Raw genomic sequence first — 16,480 nt, 5'->3', positions numbered from 1 at the left:
TACTTCGGTGATATCCGTTACACCGTTCTCAACACACATATCAAATTCACTTTTTTTAATTCTGCGTGATGCATTTGACATATCTGGGGTATCAATACCATTGCCAGCACAAAACAGTTTCATACCACCGCCTGTACCAGTAGATTCTATTTTAGGTGTTTTAAAGGGTGTTTTTTTACCAAAACGCTCTGCAACTACGGTTGAAAAAGGATAAACAGTTGAAGAACCAACTACAGATATCATATCGCGGCTTGCTGCAAGCGCGCTTGTTGTTAATGACGACATGGTAAAGGTCAAAGCCAGTGAACTTAATAATAGTTTTTTCATTTTTGAACTCCTTTATTGGTTGCGTATATCATCGTGGAGAATTGTTGCACTTTGATGACGGGAGCATGAAGCTATTATTACAGTAGTCTTATTTTGAGAAAATAAAGCACCTCAGGATGGCCGCGATGCGTTAGTAAGGGGTAAAAATACAGTGAAGGTGCTGCCATGTCCCTCCGTGCTGCTGAGGGTAACACGGCCATGGTGTTTTTCGGCAATATTTTTAACGATAGATAAACCTAACCCGGTTCCGCCCAGCTCACGGGTGCGCGCTTTATCGACGCGGTAAAAACGTTCAAAAATGCGTTGCTGATGGGCTAAACTGATGCCGATTCCTGTATCTTTTACGGTAATTATAGCTTCATCTCCCTGCCTGACTAAATTGACATTAACACTGCCCGGTGAAGGTGTGTAGCGGATTGCATTTGATAGCAGATTGTCGATAAGCTGGTTTATTTCCTGCTGATCAGCGCTGATGATTGTTTCGCTGTCAGGTAACTGCCTCGATATAGATATTTTTTTCTCTTCTGCACTGCTGGCGGCATTATTTATCGCTTGTTTAATAGTGTTGCTGAGATCAACAGCCGCAAAAGCGGAGGCATTTTGGTTCGCTTCTAAACGTGAGATGCTCATGAGATCGCTAACTAATGAGCTAAGACGAATACTTTGTGTATTAATGTTTTCAATAAAACGATTACGTATATCTGCTGACATCTGCGGATCATCCAATATCGTCTCACTGAGTCCGCGTATAACGGTAATGGGGGTTTTTAATTCATGGGACGCATTAGCAACAAAATCACGCCGTACCCGTTCCAGGTAAGCAAGCTCGGAAATATCATGGAGTACTACTACCGAACCAATTGATTCACCCTGAACATTAGTCAAAGCCGCCGCGTAGATATCAATAACTTCAGTTTCTTTGCTGTCAGCCTGACGTTGCATTTGGGTTTTGACCACACCCTGCTGGACAATGGCTGCCTGCACTGAAGAGATTATTTCAGTTATCTTAATCTGCTCGGCTAATGCCTGTTTGAGGCAGGTAATAGTCGATACATTGAGCATATTTGCAGCCGCCTGGTTGATATGGATGATCTGCTGCTGCTCATTAACGTAAATAACTCCTTCAACCATGCCGGTGAAGATCATCGCTAAGCGGTTTCGTTCAGTTTCCATCTCGCTAAGGCGCAGCTGATAGTTTTGTGCCATGCGGTTGAATGCTTCAGCCAATAAACCTATTTCATCTTTCTGCCGGGTAATGATGCGCTTACTGTAATCGCCTTTGGAAATGGCATCTGCCACTGTGGTCATTTTGATTAAAGGCGCAGAAAAACGTTGCGCAAAATAGAAACCCAAAATTAACGCCACGAAGGCGGAAATAAGCGCACTTATTAATACCACTATGCGTAATTGCGCCAGTTTTTTATCAACGGTGGTTAGCGGCAGTGCAACCCGTACAAAGCCGAGTGTTTTTTGCTCATTGCTAACGGTCTGCGCAAAATAGGTCATTTGCTGGTTCACCGTCTGGCTGAATCGAGTGGAGGTTGCTGTCCCCTGTTTACGTGCCTCAATGATTTCCGGGCGATCCGCATGGTTATCTGTTTTTTCAGGTGACTGATGTGAGTCAGCCAATACCGTGCCATCATTTTTTATTAAAGAGAGTCTGCTTTGCGTGTTCCTGCCTAATTCTACAACCTTTTGTTGCATAGCCGCCGGATCCTGAAGCGGATTTTGAAATGCGCTTTTGGATAATTCGGCTAAAAATTGCGCACGGATAGAGAGGGAGTCACGAATATCCTGCAAGGTGTTTTCAGTTATCTGGCGACTGACTAATACACTGACGACAAGTGTTAAACTTAAGATAATAACGGCGTATCCTAAAAACAAACGGCGTATTAAGCTGGGGTTAAACAGGTAGGTTTTTAACATATTGTTCACCGGTTATTTTTAAAGATTATTTGAGGGGCAGTTGACCTGTCGCGGTTAAATTTTGTCCGAGATAAAAGCGTAGTGATCGCGGCGAGGGAAGGGCCGCCGGGTGATCCAGGCAAATACCGATTAACAAAAAGCGATCATATCAGTGCTTAAGGTATTATACCAACATGGATCAATTTATGGTCAGTCAGACTTGTTGAAATGAATGATAAGACCTTGTTATACATATATTTCCGCCATAAAAAAACCGAATAGGATTATTCGGTTTTTTTAGCATTACGCAGAGCCGGCAGAGATTATTTTAATAAACGTGCTCTGATAGTGCCCTGAATCTCTTTTAATTTTTCTAATGCAATTTGGGCATCATCACTATCTACATCAATTACCACATAACCGATATTTTCATTGGTTTGCAGGTATTGTGCGGCAATATTGATTTCATACTCAGCAAAGATCAAGTTGATTTTGGTTAAAATGCCCGGCATATTTTTATGGATATGCAGTAAACGGCTGGTATTTGTGTGCGGTGGTAAAGATACTTCCGGGAAGTTCTTAGATGACAAGGTTGAGCCGTTATCGGAATATTTAACCAGTTTGCCGGCAACTTCATAACCGATATTTTCCTGTGCTTCCTGAGTACTGCCGCCAACATGCGGTGTTAACAGTACGTTATCAAACTCACGCAGGGGAGAGATAAACTCTTCTTTATTTGATGCAGGTTCACTCGGGAATACATCAATTGCAGCGCCGGAAAGTTTTTTACTTGCAAGAGCTTCGCACAGCGCAGGGATATCAACCACTGTGCCACGGGCAGCATTCATAAAGATCGCACCTTCTTTCATTTGTGCAAATTCTTTAGCGCCCATCATATTTTTGGTTGAGTCAAGCTCAGGTACATGCAGACTGATAATATCAGACTGTGCAAGCAACTCTTCCATGGATGCCACCTGTACGGCATTCCCCAGAGTTAACTTATTTTCAATATCATAGAATGATACTCTGAAGCCTAAGTTTTCAGCGAGAATACCAAACTGAGTACCAATGTGGCCGTAACCGATAATACCTAAATTTTTACCGCGCGCTTCATAAGATTTATCGGCTGATTTATCCCACTCTCCGCGATGCGCTTTAGCATTACGCTCAGGAATACCACGTAATAATAATAATGCCTGACCCAGTACTAATTCAGCAACACTGCGGGTATTTGAAAAAGGCGCGTTAAATACCGCAATACCTTTTTCTTGCGCAGTATTTAAATCAACCTGATTGGTGCCGATACAAAAACAACCCACAGCCACTAATTTTTCTGCAGCTGCTAATACTTTTGCATTAAGGTTAGTGCGCGAGCGGATACCGATAAAATGGGCATCCTTAATTTTTTCAATTAATTCCTCTTCGCTTAAGGCTGTTTTGATGTATTCGATATTGGAGTAGCCGGCCTGAGTAAAAGTATCAACAGCACTTTGATGTAATCCTTCGAGCAGAAGAATTTTGATTTTATCTTTGTTAAGCGAAAACTGAGTCATTTTATTTCCTTGTGCCTTATAAGTAAGGTAACTGAACAAGCAATTTAAGGTTTTCCAATATGTCAAATAAGCACCTAATAAAGCGACTTAGTTGATAAAATGGGAAGAAGAATTTTGAAGTTGGTAAAATAGCAAAAACTGAGACCGTTGTGAACTTTTTGTGAGTAAATTCACATATGTCAGTTTGTACTTAGTTATGGCATTTTGTGCTTTCTTTGAGTGGCCGGGAGAATTTCCCGCGCCACTCAAATTAAGTTTTTTATTTTAGTGTGTTAACACCGTTAGGTGTGCCTACTAAAACAACATCCGCCCCGCGGTTTGCAAAAAGACCGTTTGTGACTACGCCGACAATCGCATTGATCTGTGTTTCTAATTTAAGCGGCTCAGCAATTTTTAAATTGTAGACATCTAATATCACATTACCGTTATCGGTCACCACACCCTGACGGTAGACAGGATCGCCACCTAATTTCACCAGTTCACGTGCCACGTAACTGCGCGCCATTGGAATGACTTCAACGGGTAACGGGAATTCACCGAGAATATCAACATTTTTAGTGTTATCGACAATACAGATAAACTTGTCGGCTACCGCCGCTACTATTTTTTCTCGTGTTAAGGCCGCACCGCCACCTTTAATCATATGGTTATACGGGTTTATTTCATCTGCACCATCAACATAGATACTTAACTCAGAAACATCGTTAAGATCAAAAACTTCAATACCGTAGGATTTTAATTTTTGCGTTGATGCATCAGAGCTTGAAACAGCGCCTTTGATATCATTCTTTATTGTAGCTAATGCATCAATAAAATGATTCACCGTTGAACCGGTACCTACGCCAACAATAGAGTCTTTCTCGACATATTCCAGGGCGGCATAAGCGGCTGCTTTTTTCATTTCATCTTGAGTCATAGTCCAGTCTTCCTGTTTTTATCATGCAGTATAAAAGTGACGCAGATTATACCCAATCCAATGCAGTTATCCATGTGATAATTGATACTTTTGGGGTTACCAGAAAAAATGTTCGGACGGGGTGATTATCTCCGGTAGTGGCACATCCCATTCTTCAATGGGTAAAGCCCCTACCTGCTGGCAATCATGAGCTAAACCGATTGGATAAGGTCCGCTTTTATCTTTAAACCAGGGTGCCAGCATTCTGTCGTAATAACCCCCGCCCATACCGATTCGGTTTCCCTGTGGATCAAACGCCACCAGCGGAGTAAAAATAAGATCTAAATCGGTCACCGGACAGGTGTGTAACTGATCCAGTTTAGGTTCGATGATCCCATAGCGGTTCAACACCATTTTTGTTCTTGGGCTGTACTGCAGGAATAGTAAATGACCTTTGTTAAAAGGATGTACTACGGGCAGGTATATTTTTTTATTGTTTTCCCAGCACCATTCAATAAATTTCAGGGTATCTATCTCGCCATCATGAGCGAGAGTGACTGATATTTTTTCCGCCTGTTGTACCCGTGGATGTTTGATTAAGCGGACGAATAATCTGTCCGCATCTCTTTTTTGTTGGGCACCTGACAGATCGCGTCTTATTATGCGCATCTGATTGCGTATTTCTGTACGGGAAAGCTGAGTGGTTTCTTTATTCATAAAATTAATGCTAATCCATTTGAATAGAGTGAGATATTAAGGCTAATAATAGCTTTTTAGAGGTTGTTAGTCATCAATCGGACAATTTGTTATTTTAAAAAATTCCGGGGCTAGATTAAAATTTACCAGGTGGATGGCAACGGCAAATAAAAATAGTTTTAACCTGTGCAAAAGATCAATGGGACAGAGCTGAGATTGTTTGGCTTAGGGGAAAAATAAAAAAGAGTGAAGTTGATTGTTCGAAGAAAAAAGAAAAAAGAAAAAAAATGACCCAAGGATATCGTTATTGGCTGTTGACCTGAACCCGAAGGTTAAGGTAGGTGTCTTAGTGTTTGCCTCAGGCTTCTCGATACGAGCCGAGCTTGCACAATAGCATTCAAGCCAAGTCACCGGGGTAGTACTTATCGGCTCAGAGACGTAGCCAAGATCAGCGTATACCCGAGGGTCTATATAACCTTACGCCAGTTTTTTAGGTTTGAAAAGTATTTTATCCGAAGAATGCCGTTCTTGTTTCAGAGTTGACATTCTTTTTCTGAATAGATGATTTAACTGTTTAAAAAAGTAACAAATTTGTCATTGCAAGCTATTTTTTGCTTTCTTTTGTTAATACTAAATCAATTGAATCATGGATGGTTTGCAGGCGTTGTTCGAGTTTTTCGGCATGCTCTTTATGCTTTGTTCTTTCTACATGCAGTTCATGGCAGAAATTCAATGCAGCCAGCACAATGACTTGTTCGTTACGCAGCGTTCGCGCACTACTTTTAATGTTTCTAATTTTTTCGTTAAATTGATCTACGCTTTGTTGAAGGGCTAACTCCTCTCCCTCTGGGCAGGCTATTTTGTATTGTTGACCTAAAATGGATATATCAAGATGTGCCATAGTTAACCCGTGAAATGTAAATTTGAAATAAGCTTGGATGCCAGCGTCAGCAAGCTCGAAAATAACCTAATAACCTAGGAACTATAGCTATCAAGTTATCAACTTTCAAGTAGTTACTAGCGACAAAATCGACAGGATGATAGTATTAACTATTGATATTTTATTTAATTGGTGAGTAAAGCGAATGAGCAATGAACCACTACCAAGTTTTAACAAAATAACGCAAACTTTGGAAGATGCGGATCTGTTTACTAATGCATCAGAAACACATGGTGTTTTGTCTGGTCTTATTTGTGGCGGTGTCAAACTTGACGGAAAAAGCTGGCGCCCTCATTTTAATGATGTGGTCAATGAAGGTTTGGGGTTACCGACTAACGCGCAGAAATTGGTTGAGTCGATTTACGGACAGGTCGTTAATCAGTTTACTGATGACGGTTTGGGCTTTAACCTATTATTACCCGATGATGATGTCCCGCTTGATGAGCGCGCTGAAGCGATGTCGCAATGGGCACAGGGGTTTTTGGTTGGCTTTGGTATGGTGCAGCAAGCCTTAAATCAGGCGCCAGCCGAAATTCAGGAGTTAATTCGTGATATTCGCGATATATCGCAGGTGAGTATGGATTTCGAGCAGGAAGATGAAGATTCTGAGATCGCCTTTGCTGAAATTGTGGAATATCTCCGTGTTGGTGCAATGCTTTGCTTTAATACCTTTTCCCGTCAACTTAATATCCCCGTTTCAAAAACCCTTCACTAAGCATAAGAGTTAAATGTCATGACTGAATTTGAACAACGCAGATCCTCTTTTTTTTCAAAAATGGCAAACAATAGTCTGGCCATTTTTCCGGCAGGGCAAGAAAAAATTCGCAGTAAAGATACCGAGTACCCTTTTCGGCAGAACAGTGACTTTTATTATTTAACCGGTTTTAATGAACCGGATGCTTATTTATTGATTGTCAATAAAGAGGGCAAACAGCAGACGCTTTTATTTAATCGTAAAAAAGATAAAACTGCTGAAATCTGGAATGGCAAGCGCCTCGGGCAAAGCGGCGCAGTGAGTAAATTCGGCGTTGATCTTGCCTATGATGTTGCTGAGTTTGAAACACAGTTACAGGAACTGATTGTTGATTGTTCAGTTCTTTATTACCCGGTTTTTAGCGCGCCGGAATTGGAACGCTGCTTAAATGTAGCTGTCAACAAGCTGCGTGCGGATCGCAGCAGGGGGCAAGTTGCACCCGCGCAGTTTATTGATACGCAAATGATCCTCCATGAAATGCGCCTGATTAAATCTGAATATGAAATTGAACTGATGGCTGAAGCCGCCGAGATTTCAGCCGCCGGACATATCCGTGCCATGCAGGTTTGTCATCCCGGCATGTGGGAGTATCAGTTGGCAGCCGAAATTCATTATGAATTTGCCCAGCAGGGCGCGCCGAATGTGGCGTATAACAGCATCGTTGCCGGCAGTCACAATGCCTGTATATTACATTATACGGAAAATAATCAGCAGCTTCATAAGGGAGACCTGGTATTAATTGATGCCGGAGCTGAATATAAAGGGTATGCCGGTGATATCACGCGGACCTTCCCGGTAAATGGCGTTTTTTCCGACCATCAGGCACAACTCTATCAATTGGTTCTGGATATTCAGGTGAGCGCTATTAGCCAGGTGAAACCCGGTGTTGCCCTGGCGGATATTAACAAAAGCGCGATTAAGAAACTGGTTGAGGGGCTGCTTGAGTTCGGGATTCTGGAAGGGGATAGCGAGCAGCTGATAAAAGATCAGGCTTACAAAGCCTTTTATATGCATGGTATTGGTCATTATTTAGGATTGGATGTTCATGATGTCGGTTTATACGGCACTGCTGAAGATCCGCGTCTGCTGGAGGCCGGGATGGTGATCACCATCGAACCGGGTTTATATATCAGTGAAGATGCCGATGTAGACGATGTTTGGAAAGGCATTGGAATCCGTATCGAAGATGACGTTTTAGTGACCAAAAATGGCGCTGAAGTGTTAAGTGCGGATGTACCTAAAAGTATCAATGAAATTGAAGCGTTAATGGCAAATGCATAAGCAGATGGATAGCCATAGCGATAATAACAGCGATTACGATGCCGTTATCGTCGGGGCTGGCATAGTCGGCTGTCTGCTGGCTTACGCCTTATTAAAATTAAAGCCGACTCTGCGTCTTGCCCTGATAGATGAAAATCCGCCCTCAAATTCAGATAATAAAACCTTTACCAATCCAGGTTTTGATGCCCGCAGCCTGGCTTTAAGCGCAGGCACCTGTGATATTCTGTCTGAGTTAGGTTTTTGGGATAAAATAGAGGCAAGTGCCCAGCCGATTGAAGAGATCTGCATATCGGATCGGGGCTCATTCGGTTTTTTAGATTTGCCCCGGGAAAATAAAAAGCAGCCCTTTGGCTATGTGCTGGAGCTGCATCAAATCGGTCATGCCCTGCAGCGGGAGTTAGATAGCTTAAGGCAATTAAAACGGCTTTTTAATACAAAAATAAACGGCATTGAAAAACAGCCGGCGCAGATCCTTTGTCACCTGCAGGATGGTAACACCTTAACAACTAAGTTATGTGTTGCTGCAGACGGAGCCGGTAGCCTAACCCGACAGCTTCTGGCAATCCCGGCACAAAGAGCTGATTACGCCAGCTCTGCAATCATTGCCAATGTGCGTTGTTCCAAGCCGCATTTAAACAGAGCCTTCGAGCGTTTTACCGAATTTGGTCCTATTGCTTTATTACCTTTAATGGATAACCGTTACTCATTGGTCTGGTCGGTGGCGAACGATGACCTGGACCGCTTAAATGCATTAAATGAGTCTCAGTTTCTAGCTGAGCTGCAGCAAGCTTTCGGTTACCGTGCCGGTATTTTTAGCGAAGTCGGAAAACGTGATACTTACCCTCTGACATTGGTTAAAACCGAACAGCCTTTTACCCATAGAGGGGTTTGTATCGGCAATGCCGCACATGGTTTACACCCTGTGATGGGGCAGGGGTTTAATTTAGGTATGCGGGATCTGTTTGTTTTAGCGACCATCATCAGCGGACTTCAGGATACACAGCAACTAGGCGATTTTGCTACGCTGAACGGTTATTGGCTGGCGAGGGAAGCAGATCATAACAACACCATAGGCCTCACCGATTCTATGGTAAGGCTGTTCAATAACAGTCATTGGCCGATTGTACTCGGGCGTAATATCGCCCTGCAGGCGATGTCTTATTTTCCCGGTTTATCCGCCCCGATTATCAAGCAGGCGAAAGGGCAGTTTCCATTATTTAGCGGAGATAAAAACAGATGATGCAATCATACGATTTGACGATAATTGGCGGCGGTATGGTCGGACTGACGTTAGCGGCTTGTTTGGCTGATAGCGCCCTGTCGATTGCGCTGATCGAACCGCAAGAAGCACCAACATTAGCGAAAACGCCGGCAAATCGGGTGAGCGCAATCAGTTTTGCCAGCAAACAAATTTTTGAAAACTTAACTGTCTGGCAACACCTTAACAGCGAGCGTGTGACGGCATACGATAGCATGCAGGTCTGGGATAAAGACAGTTTTGCTAAAATTGCATTCTCTGCCGAACAGGTAGAATTGCCTGCCCTCGGTTATATCATTGAAAATGACAATATTCAGCTGGCATTACTGGATACCGTGCAGAAGCAAAAGAATGTTACTTTTTATACACCGGATCATTTAAACAATATTGTTTTTGGAGAAGGTGAAGCCTGGCTGACACTGGACAGCGGCAGGACACTGACATCCAAGCTGGTGGTGGGGGCCGACGGCGCACATTCATGGTTACGGAAAAAATCTTCCATCCCTTTGACTTCCAGGGATTACAATCACCATGCGCTGGTTGCCACCGTTAAAACAGACTTGCCCCATGAGCATTGCGCACGGCAAATATTTACCCCGGAAGGGCCTTTGGCTTTCTTACCGCTTTTTGAAAGCAACCTATGCTCAATTGTCTGGTCAGTTTCGCCGGAAAGAGCTAAGCAGTTAAGCGAATTAACGGAGCTTGAATTTAATAAACAGTTATCGCGCCATTTTGATAACCGTTTAGGGCTGTGCGAGCTGCAAAGCGAGCGTTTTTGTTTCCCGCTGACCATGCGCTATGCGCGCGATTTTGCCAAACACCGGGTCGCTTTAATCGGTGATGCTGCGCACACCATCCATCCTCTGGCCGGACAGGGGGTTAACCTTGGTTTATTGGATGCGGTCAGTTTAGGGCAAATCATTGAGCGCAATATTCACGCGGGAAAAGATATTGGTCTGTATCAAAATTTACGTTATTTCGAACGCTGGCGAAAAACAGAAGCAACGCAAATGATTGCTTCGATGGAGTTATTAAAGCAGTTATTTTCCGGTGATAACCCGTTGCAGAAAGCGCTTCGTGATGTTGCTCTGGTGGTTGCCGATCAGGTCTGTCCGCTAAAAAAACAATTTATTAAACAAGCAATGGGATTAAGCGGCGAATTACCGCTGTTGGCAAAACAGGGATAACCTCCATTACGCACGTTGAATTGCCTTTTACCGAGCGCAATTTTGTGCAACTAAAAAAACAGTGTATATTACTGGAAATCAACCTAAACCTAACATGGAATAGCTAATATTATGATCATTAAACCAAAGATCCGTGGCTTTATTTGTACCACAACTCACCCAGTGGGCTGCGAAAAAAATATCCAGGCACAAATCGAATACACCAAACAACAAGGCAAAATTGAAAAAGGCCCTAAACGTGTATTAGTGATTGGCTCATCAGCAGGTTACGGCATGTCTTCACGGATTGCCGCTGCATACGGTAGCGACGCAGCAACCATTGGTGTATTTTTTGAAAAACCGGCAACCGCAAATAAACCGGGTTCAGCAGGTTGGTACAACAGTGCTGCATTTGAAAAACAGGCAAAAGCAGATGGTTTGTATGCGAAAAGTATTAATGGTGATGCTTTCTCTCATGAAGTAAAAGCAAAAGTTGTTGAGTTAATCAAACAGGATCTCGGTCAGATTGATGCGATTATTTACTCAGTGGCTGCTCCTGTACGTAAACTGCCTGATAGCGGCGAAGTGATTCGTTCAAGCCTGAAACCAATCGGTGAAACTTATGTTTCAACCGCGATTGATACTAACAAAGATGTGATCATCGAAGCATCCGTTGAGCCGGCCACTGAAGAAGAGATTGCCAATACAGTAACGGTAATGGGCGGACAGGATTGGGAGTTATGGGTAAGTGCGCTTAGCGAAGCGGGCGTATTAGCTGAAGGCGTTAAAACCGTTGCTTACTCTTATATTGGTACTGAGTTGACCTGGCCGATTTATTGGGATGGCGCATTAGGTAAAGCTAAAATAGACTTGGACCGCGCATCAACCGCTATCCAGCAGCAGCTTGCTGCGTTAAACGGAGAAGCTTATGTTTCCGTACAAAAAAGTGTGGTAACTCAGGCGAGTTCTGCTATTCCGGTGATGCCTTTATATATTTCAATGGTATTTAAGATCATGAAAGAAAAAGGTCTTCATGAAGGTTGTATGGAACAGATTTACCGTTTATTTGCAACGCAGCTTTATAAACAGGACGGCAGCGCGCCGGAAACAGATGAAGCGCGCCGTTTACGTCTTGATGACTGGGAGCTGCGTGATGATGTTCAGCAGGCTTGTAAAGATTTATGGCCGAGCATTACCACTGAAAACCTCTTTGATTTGACCGACTACAAAGAATATAAAGAAGAGTTTTTACAACTTTTCGGGTTTGGCATTGATGGCGTAGATTACGAAGCAGATGTTGATACCTTAGTAGAGTTTGACTGTTTAACTGCTTAATGTGACTGTCTGACAGCTTAAACCTTTTGTTAATAACACCCGCTATTGCGGGTGTTATTGTTTTCCCCCCCGGACGCTGCATTGAATTTGCATTTTGAAGTCTTGGGGGGATCGCGTAAACTTGGCTGAAATATTTCCGAGGTTCTTATATGACACAATTTACTTTATCAAACACCCAGTTAATCCAGGAAGTCCGCAATGTATTTGATGTACAAAGTCAGGCATTAACTTCTCATAGCCAGCGCCTTGGAGATGAGTACCTTCAGGCATTAGCATTAATGAAACACTGTGCAGGGCGGGTGATTGTCTGCGGTATGGGAAAATCAGGGCATATTGGTAAAAAAATATCGGCGACACTGGCGTCGTTAGGCACGCCCTCTTTTTATATGCATCCCGGCGAAGCCTTTCATGGAGATCTGGGGATGATCACTAAAGATGATCTGTTGCTGCTTATTTCATACAGCGGTGAAACCGATGAGCTGCTGAAAATTATTCCATCAATTCAGTATGCGGGTAATAAAATTATCTCAATTACCGGCGGATTAAATTCGACTCTGGCTAAAAATTCCGATGTTGTTTTAGACGCAAGTGTTGAAAAAGAAACCTGTCCGAATAATTTAGCGCCGACAACATCCACTACTTTAAGTCTAGTGATTGGCGATGCCTTAGCATCAACGCTTACATTAGAGAAAGCTTTCAGCCCAATGGACTTTGCCCGTTTTCATCCCGGAGGCAGTTTGGGTAAGCGGTTACTTACTTTTGTTAAAAATGAGATGCGTACACATAACTTACCCATAGTAGAACGACAAACATCACTGACCGATGCGTTAATGGTGATGACGGAAACGCGGACCGGCCTTGCATTGGTGATGGAAGAAGGGGCTCTGCAGGGGGTGATCAGCGATGGTGATGTGCGCCGTTTCCTGATTTCGGGGCAAAGCATCGCGGATTGTACTGCGCAGCAGTTGATGAACAGCTCGCCTTGTTTTATCTCTCCCGATGCGCGTTTGACCGAGGCTGAAGAGATTATGCGTGAAAAACATATTAAGTGGCTGGTGGTTAGTGAAGATGGCCAGAAACTCGATGGTATTATTGAGTGGGTGCAATAACCTCCGGTGAACAGACTGAAAAAGATAAAGCGCTTTTTTATTATTTTTTTAAGCGCTTTTATTTTCTTATTTTATGGTTCATTACATGCTGATGAGCTACCGGTAACTGATCAGCAGGAGAAGCCATTATTATCTTGGCTTCCTCTTCTCTCTACAAGCCTGGGGCGTTTCCAACCGGATAAAGAATGCCCGCAAAATCAGATTAATGATATTCAACTCCTTAAAGAGCAGACGAAGATCACCGCCACAGTCGCGCTGATTAGCTGGGACTTAGATTGCCAGCCGCCGGATGCCGCGCCACAATCAACAGACAACAGTGTCACAGCAAAGCTGAAAAAAACTCAAATAGATGAGCAACTGCTACAAATCTTAGCCATTTTAGGGCAATTACCTGACAGTGAAATAGAGATTAAGTCGGTTAAGTTAAGCTCGCTACACCTTAATAAAGATTTCCCTTTTACCGTGCAGATCAGCAAAAAACAACAAAACCTGCTGATTCGCCTGAGTAATGAGGCGATGCAGTTAACGGTTAATGTGGATCTGCTAACAAAAGATTTGCGCCTGGCAAGCGAGCTGCAGTCAGAGAAGCTTGCCCAATATCTATTATTGCCAACAGCTTATCAGGGAGTTAAAAAAGGTTTATTGACGGTCAATTATTCCGCTAATTTGGCTCGCTGGGAAGCCGGTAAGTTTGTCTTCAACTCCGATGGAGGAGTGAGCGGCTTAGCTGAAAATATCGTGATGAATATGAACGGCGATATTAACCTGTTAAGCGGGCAGATAAATTTGCAGAAGATGGAGGGCGACTTAAGCAAAGTCAACTATGCCATTGCACCGGACAAGGTTTGGAGCACGCCATCTGTCAAGTTAACGCTTATCCAGCCGGCCAGGATCAATTTTTCTGAGCAGATAAATATTACCACTCTGCCGCTGCAGATACGCATAGGTGCCGGTAAGTTTGTTAGTAAGGTCGAGCGGGGAACCAGGCAGGGGGCCCGTTTGGTCAGTCATAAATTTCCGGCATTGCTTACCAGAGTAAAAACGCAGGGGCAGATTAATAATCTGGATTTTTCCTGGTCGCTCTCTTTAGCTAATACAACTATTTCCGGCGATCTTAACTATACCCCCGAAGTTATTAGCGGAGAGGTAAAAAAAGGGCAACTTTTTATGCCCGAGCTTATTAAAGCGCTGCAGGGCTATTTACCGGCCGTTGAATACTGGTCACTTTCCAAAGGGGTGGTTAACTATCAGATAACCTTTAAATATAACCCGGTAACAAAAACGGGAGATATAAAAAGTACATTAGACGGCGTGGAGCTTGCTGGAAAAAAAGAAGATATTGTATTTGATGGTCTGCTTTTTAACAGTGTCACAAATTTTAAGATAAACAATAGCAGTATCAGCATTGCTCAGGGAAAACAGCAGCTAAAACTGACTAATCTGTTTGTCGGAGTACCTGTCAAAGCCACGCAGATAGACGCCCACAGTGATGCAGGAATAGTGGTTATTGATAATTTTAAAACGCAATTATTAGGTGGGGGAATCTCCTTTGCAAACCTAAAAATTCAACCGGGCAGCGGCACTAAAATCAACCTTTCCGGTCTAAGACTCAGTGAGATAATAAAATACAGTGCCTATCCTGCGGTTGTTAGTCAAGGGCTTCTCGATGGTGTCTTGCCTTTAACATTAACCGCCGCAGGAGCGAGTATAGAGCAGGGGAGTGTTTTTGCCCGTGCACCCGGGGGATATATTAAAGTGCCGCAGGATGAAACGGTGAAAAAGATGACCAGCAAAAATCCGGCGCTTTCTTTTACCCTGCGGTTATTATCCGACTTCCAGTTTGATACGTTACGGGCGATGATAGGTTATACTGCTGACGGAGAGGTTGATATTAAGGCTGAAATTCAAGGCGTCAGCCCGGATGTGAGCGGTAAACAACCGGTTAAATTTAATTACACTCATAGCGAGAATCTTTTAAAATTATTGGAAAGCTTACGTTTTTCCGATCAGGTAACGCGTCAATTACAGGAGAGATATTAGTGTGTAGAAATATTGTTATTTTATGTTCACTGCTTGTTACATTGTCCGCATGCACCCCCCGGGTGGAGCTGGCGGTGCCGAGCGAACCTATTACAATTAATTTAAATGTAAAAGTAGATCATCAAATTAGAGTTAAAGTTGATAAAGAGTTAGATGATATATTCAGTGATGAAAGCGGTTTATTTTGACAGTAACTAATAAAAATTAGGAATAAAAATGAAAAAATTTATTTTGATATTCACTATGATCTTAAGCTTTTCAGTATTTGCTCTCGATTTATCCGATGCCAAGCAGCAGGGGTTGGTCGGCGAGAAGGTTGATGGTCTATTAGGTGTGGTAAAATCATCCCGGGAAGTAAACCAGTTGGTACAGAGTATTAATGCACAACGCATTGAGTTATATAAAGAGATAGCAGAGAAAAACGGAATGACCCTGGAGCAGGTGTCAGTCCTTGCCGGGAAAAAAGCCATTTCAAAGACCCCCAGAGGGGAATATATTCAAAACAGTGCCGGGCAGTGGGAAATAAAGTAGCATTCAGGCTAACAACAGAGTAATAAAAGCGATTAAATAGTGGTGCTCTGCTGACTTAATCAGAGCCTGCTCAATATTTTTAAAAGAAAATATTGTTCAGCATCAATACCTGACATTATCACCGGGGTATATTTGTCTTTTATATTTTTAGAAAAAGGCAAATCAATGAGTGAGTCAATCCATGGTCATCAAGTCATGCAGATGATGGCAAGCAGCGCAAAAACCTATACAAAATCAGAGCTACAAGCACAGATTGCCAGTACTTTTGGTGCCGATGCACGTTTTCATACCTGTATGGACAGTGATATGAGCAGCACTGATTTAATCGATTTCCTAACCAGCAAAGGCAAGTTTATCGAGTCTGCACAAGGTATTAGCCTGCCACAGGAAAATATTTGCGAGTAATTTGCTGTACCCATATCAGCCACCCATCAAAGCTTAACGCTGTAAAAAAACAAGTAACGCTCGCTAACTCCCCATGCGAGCGTAAATAGTTATCCATACTCTTAGGTTAAACACAGTAAACCGGCCAGGTTTAATGTTCTTTACCTTATACCAAATCCGATAACTATCTACTCATTTATACTTGCTAAAATGAATGCTAGCTAGACATAAAACTACGTTTTAGTCTTTGTTATTGATTTGATTCAGAACGTCCTGTTCTTCACCACTTTGTGGCCAGCTAAAGCT

16 protein-coding genes and 1 other RNA gene are annotated in these 16,480 nt (G+C 42.9%); 10 read left to right on the top strand and 7 right to left on the bottom strand.

Going from position 1 to position 16,480, the window contains the following annotated elements; genetic code table 11:
• The 7 genes from ABZA00_RS11535 to ABZA00_RS11505 form a co-directional block, all read right to left on the bottom strand.
• A partial coding sequence (locus ABZA00_RS11535) for a substrate-binding domain-containing protein (protein ID WP_372882317.1) occupies positions 1-327 on the bottom strand: 327 nt, incomplete at its 3' end.
• 111 nt (positions 328-438) lie between these two features.
• Entirely contained in the window at positions 439-2,253 is a 1,815-nt protein-coding gene (locus ABZA00_RS11530; protein ID WP_372882316.1) for an ATP-binding protein, read from the bottom strand.
• Between the two features lie 302 nt (positions 2,254-2,555).
• The gene (gene serA / locus ABZA00_RS11525) at positions 2,556-3,785 is read right to left on the bottom strand and encodes a phosphoglycerate dehydrogenase (RefSeq protein ID WP_372882315.1); all 1,230 of its coding nucleotides are present in this window, start codon (positions 3,783-3,785) and stop codon (positions 2,556-2,558) included.
• Between the two features lie 259 nt (positions 3,786-4,044).
• Entirely contained in the window at positions 4,045-4,701 is a 657-nt protein-coding gene (gene rpiA, locus ABZA00_RS11520) for a ribose-5-phosphate isomerase RpiA (RefSeq protein WP_372882314.1), read from the bottom strand.
• Between the two features lie 96 nt (positions 4,702-4,797).
• Positions 4,798-5,397, bottom strand: coding sequence for a 5-formyltetrahydrofolate cyclo-ligase (locus tag ABZA00_RS11515; protein ID WP_372882313.1), 600 nt, complete (start codon positions 5,395-5,397; stop codon positions 4,798-4,800).
• A 264-nt stretch (positions 5,398-5,661) separates the two neighbouring features.
• Positions 5,662-5,846, bottom strand: a non-coding RNA gene (gene ssrS, locus ABZA00_RS11510) — 6S RNA.
• 134 nt (positions 5,847-5,980) lie between these two features.
• A complete protein-coding gene (locus tag ABZA00_RS11505) occupies positions 5,981-6,277 on the bottom strand; it encodes a cell division protein ZapA (protein ID WP_372882312.1) in 297 nt (98 codons plus the stop codon).
• A gap of 184 nt (positions 6,278-6,461) precedes the next feature.
• Between ABZA00_RS11505 and ABZA00_RS11500 the strand changes: the two genes are divergently transcribed.
• The 10 genes from ABZA00_RS11500 to ABZA00_RS11455 all read left to right on the top strand — a co-directional run bounded on the left by ABZA00_RS11500 (position 6,462) and on the right by ABZA00_RS11455 (position 16,195).
• Positions 6,462-7,031, top strand: a complete 570-nt coding sequence (locus tag ABZA00_RS11500) for a UPF0149 family protein (protein ID WP_372882311.1) — start codon at positions 6,462-6,464, stop codon at positions 7,029-7,031.
• 18 nt (positions 7,032-7,049) lie between these two features.
• Positions 7,050-8,351 (top strand): Xaa-Pro aminopeptidase, encoded by a 1,302-nt coding sequence (gene pepP / locus ABZA00_RS11495; RefSeq protein ID WP_372882310.1) that lies wholly within the window; start codon positions 7,050-7,052, stop codon positions 8,349-8,351.
• Positions 8,344-9,591 carry a 2-octaprenyl-6-methoxyphenyl hydroxylase gene (ubiH, locus tag ABZA00_RS11490; RefSeq protein WP_372882309.1) on the top strand — a complete coding sequence of 416 codons (1,248 nt, stop codon included), beginning with the start codon at positions 8,344-8,346 and terminating at the stop codon, positions 9,589-9,591. The genes pepP and ubiH overlap by 8 nt, the downstream gene beginning before the upstream one ends.
• Positions 9,588-10,796, top strand: coding sequence for an FAD-dependent monooxygenase (locus tag ABZA00_RS11485; protein ID WP_372882308.1), 1,209 nt, complete (start codon positions 9,588-9,590; stop codon positions 10,794-10,796). Before ubiH ends, ABZA00_RS11485 begins: the two co-directional genes overlap by 4 nt.
• A 111-nt stretch (positions 10,797-10,907) precedes the next feature.
• Positions 10,908-12,110: an enoyl-ACP reductase FabV gene (fabV, locus tag ABZA00_RS11480; RefSeq protein ID WP_372882307.1), complete on the top strand. Its 1,203-nt coding sequence runs from the start codon at positions 10,908-10,910 to the stop codon at positions 12,108-12,110.
• A 149-nt stretch (positions 12,111-12,259) separates the two neighbouring features.
• Positions 12,260-13,219 carry an SIS domain-containing protein gene (locus ABZA00_RS11475; RefSeq protein WP_372882306.1) on the top strand — a complete coding sequence of 320 codons (960 nt, stop codon included), beginning with the start codon at positions 12,260-12,262 and terminating at the stop codon, positions 13,217-13,219.
• Positions 13,220-13,225: 6 nt separating this feature from the next.
• Positions 13,226-15,259, top strand: coding sequence for a YdbH domain-containing protein (locus ABZA00_RS11470; RefSeq protein ID WP_372882305.1), 2,034 nt, complete (start codon positions 13,226-13,228; stop codon positions 15,257-15,259).
• A complete protein-coding gene (locus ABZA00_RS11465) occupies positions 15,259-15,447 on the top strand; it encodes a YnbE family lipoprotein (RefSeq protein ID WP_372882304.1) in 189 nt (62 codons plus the stop codon). Before ABZA00_RS11470 ends, ABZA00_RS11465 begins: the two co-directional genes overlap by 1 nt.
• 28 nt (positions 15,448-15,475) lie before the next feature.
• Positions 15,476-15,790 carry a YdbL family protein gene (locus tag ABZA00_RS11460; RefSeq protein ID WP_372882303.1) on the top strand — a complete coding sequence of 105 codons (315 nt, stop codon included), beginning with the start codon at positions 15,476-15,478 and terminating at the stop codon, positions 15,788-15,790.
• Positions 15,791-15,955: 165 nt separating this feature from the next.
• Positions 15,956-16,195, top strand: a complete 240-nt coding sequence (locus ABZA00_RS11455; RefSeq protein ID WP_372882302.1) for a YecH family metal-binding protein — start codon at positions 15,956-15,958, stop codon at positions 16,193-16,195.
• Positions 16,196-16,480: the final 285 nt, after the last annotated feature.

The sequence above is a fragment of the Psychromonas sp. genome (genome assembly GCF_041586535.1).
Lineage (GTDB): Bacteria > Pseudomonadota > Gammaproteobacteria > Enterobacterales > Psychromonadaceae > Psychromonas.
This window is presented reverse-complemented; position numbering and strand designations above follow the sequence as displayed.

What these genes read in the sequence shown, in the direction of transcription:
- serA (WP_372882315.1), bottom strand. Translation starts at nt 3,785, where the DNA reads ATGACTCAGTTTTCGCTTAACAAAGATAAAATCAAAATTCTTCTGCTC.
- fabV (WP_372882307.1), top strand. Translation starts at nt 10,908, where the DNA reads ATGATCATTAAACCAAAGATCCGTGGCTTTATTTGTACCACAACTCAC.
- ABZA00_RS11505 (WP_372882312.1), bottom strand. Translation starts at nt 6,277, where the DNA reads ATGGCACATCTTGATATATCCATTTTAGGTCAACAATACAAAATAGCC.
- rpiA (WP_372882314.1), bottom strand. Translation starts at nt 4,701, where the DNA reads ATGACTCAAGATGAAATGAAAAAAGCAGCCGCTTATGCCGCCCTGGAA.
- ABZA00_RS11485 (WP_372882308.1), top strand. Translation starts at nt 9,588, where the DNA reads ATGATGCAATCATACGATTTGACGATAATTGGCGGCGGTATGGTCGGA.
- ABZA00_RS11515 (WP_372882313.1), bottom strand. Translation starts at nt 5,397, where the DNA reads ATGAATAAAGAAACCACTCAGCTTTCCCGTACAGAAATACGCAATCAG.
- ABZA00_RS11530 (WP_372882316.1), bottom strand. Translation starts at nt 2,253, where the DNA reads ATGTTAAAAACCTACCTGTTTAACCCCAGCTTAATACGCCGTTTGTTT.
- ABZA00_RS11455 (WP_372882302.1), top strand. Translation starts at nt 15,956, where the DNA reads ATGAGTGAGTCAATCCATGGTCATCAAGTCATGCAGATGATGGCAAGC.
- pepP (WP_372882310.1), top strand. Translation starts at nt 7,050, where the DNA reads ATGACTGAATTTGAACAACGCAGATCCTCTTTTTTTTCAAAAATGGCA.
- ABZA00_RS11460 (WP_372882303.1), top strand. Translation starts at nt 15,476, where the DNA reads ATGAAAAAATTTATTTTGATATTCACTATGATCTTAAGCTTTTCAGTA.
- ABZA00_RS11475 (WP_372882306.1), top strand. Translation starts at nt 12,260, where the DNA reads ATGACACAATTTACTTTATCAAACACCCAGTTAATCCAGGAAGTCCGC.
- ABZA00_RS11500 (WP_372882311.1), top strand. Translation starts at nt 6,462, where the DNA reads ATGAGCAATGAACCACTACCAAGTTTTAACAAAATAACGCAAACTTTG.
- ubiH (WP_372882309.1), top strand. Translation starts at nt 8,344, where the DNA reads ATGCATAAGCAGATGGATAGCCATAGCGATAATAACAGCGATTACGAT.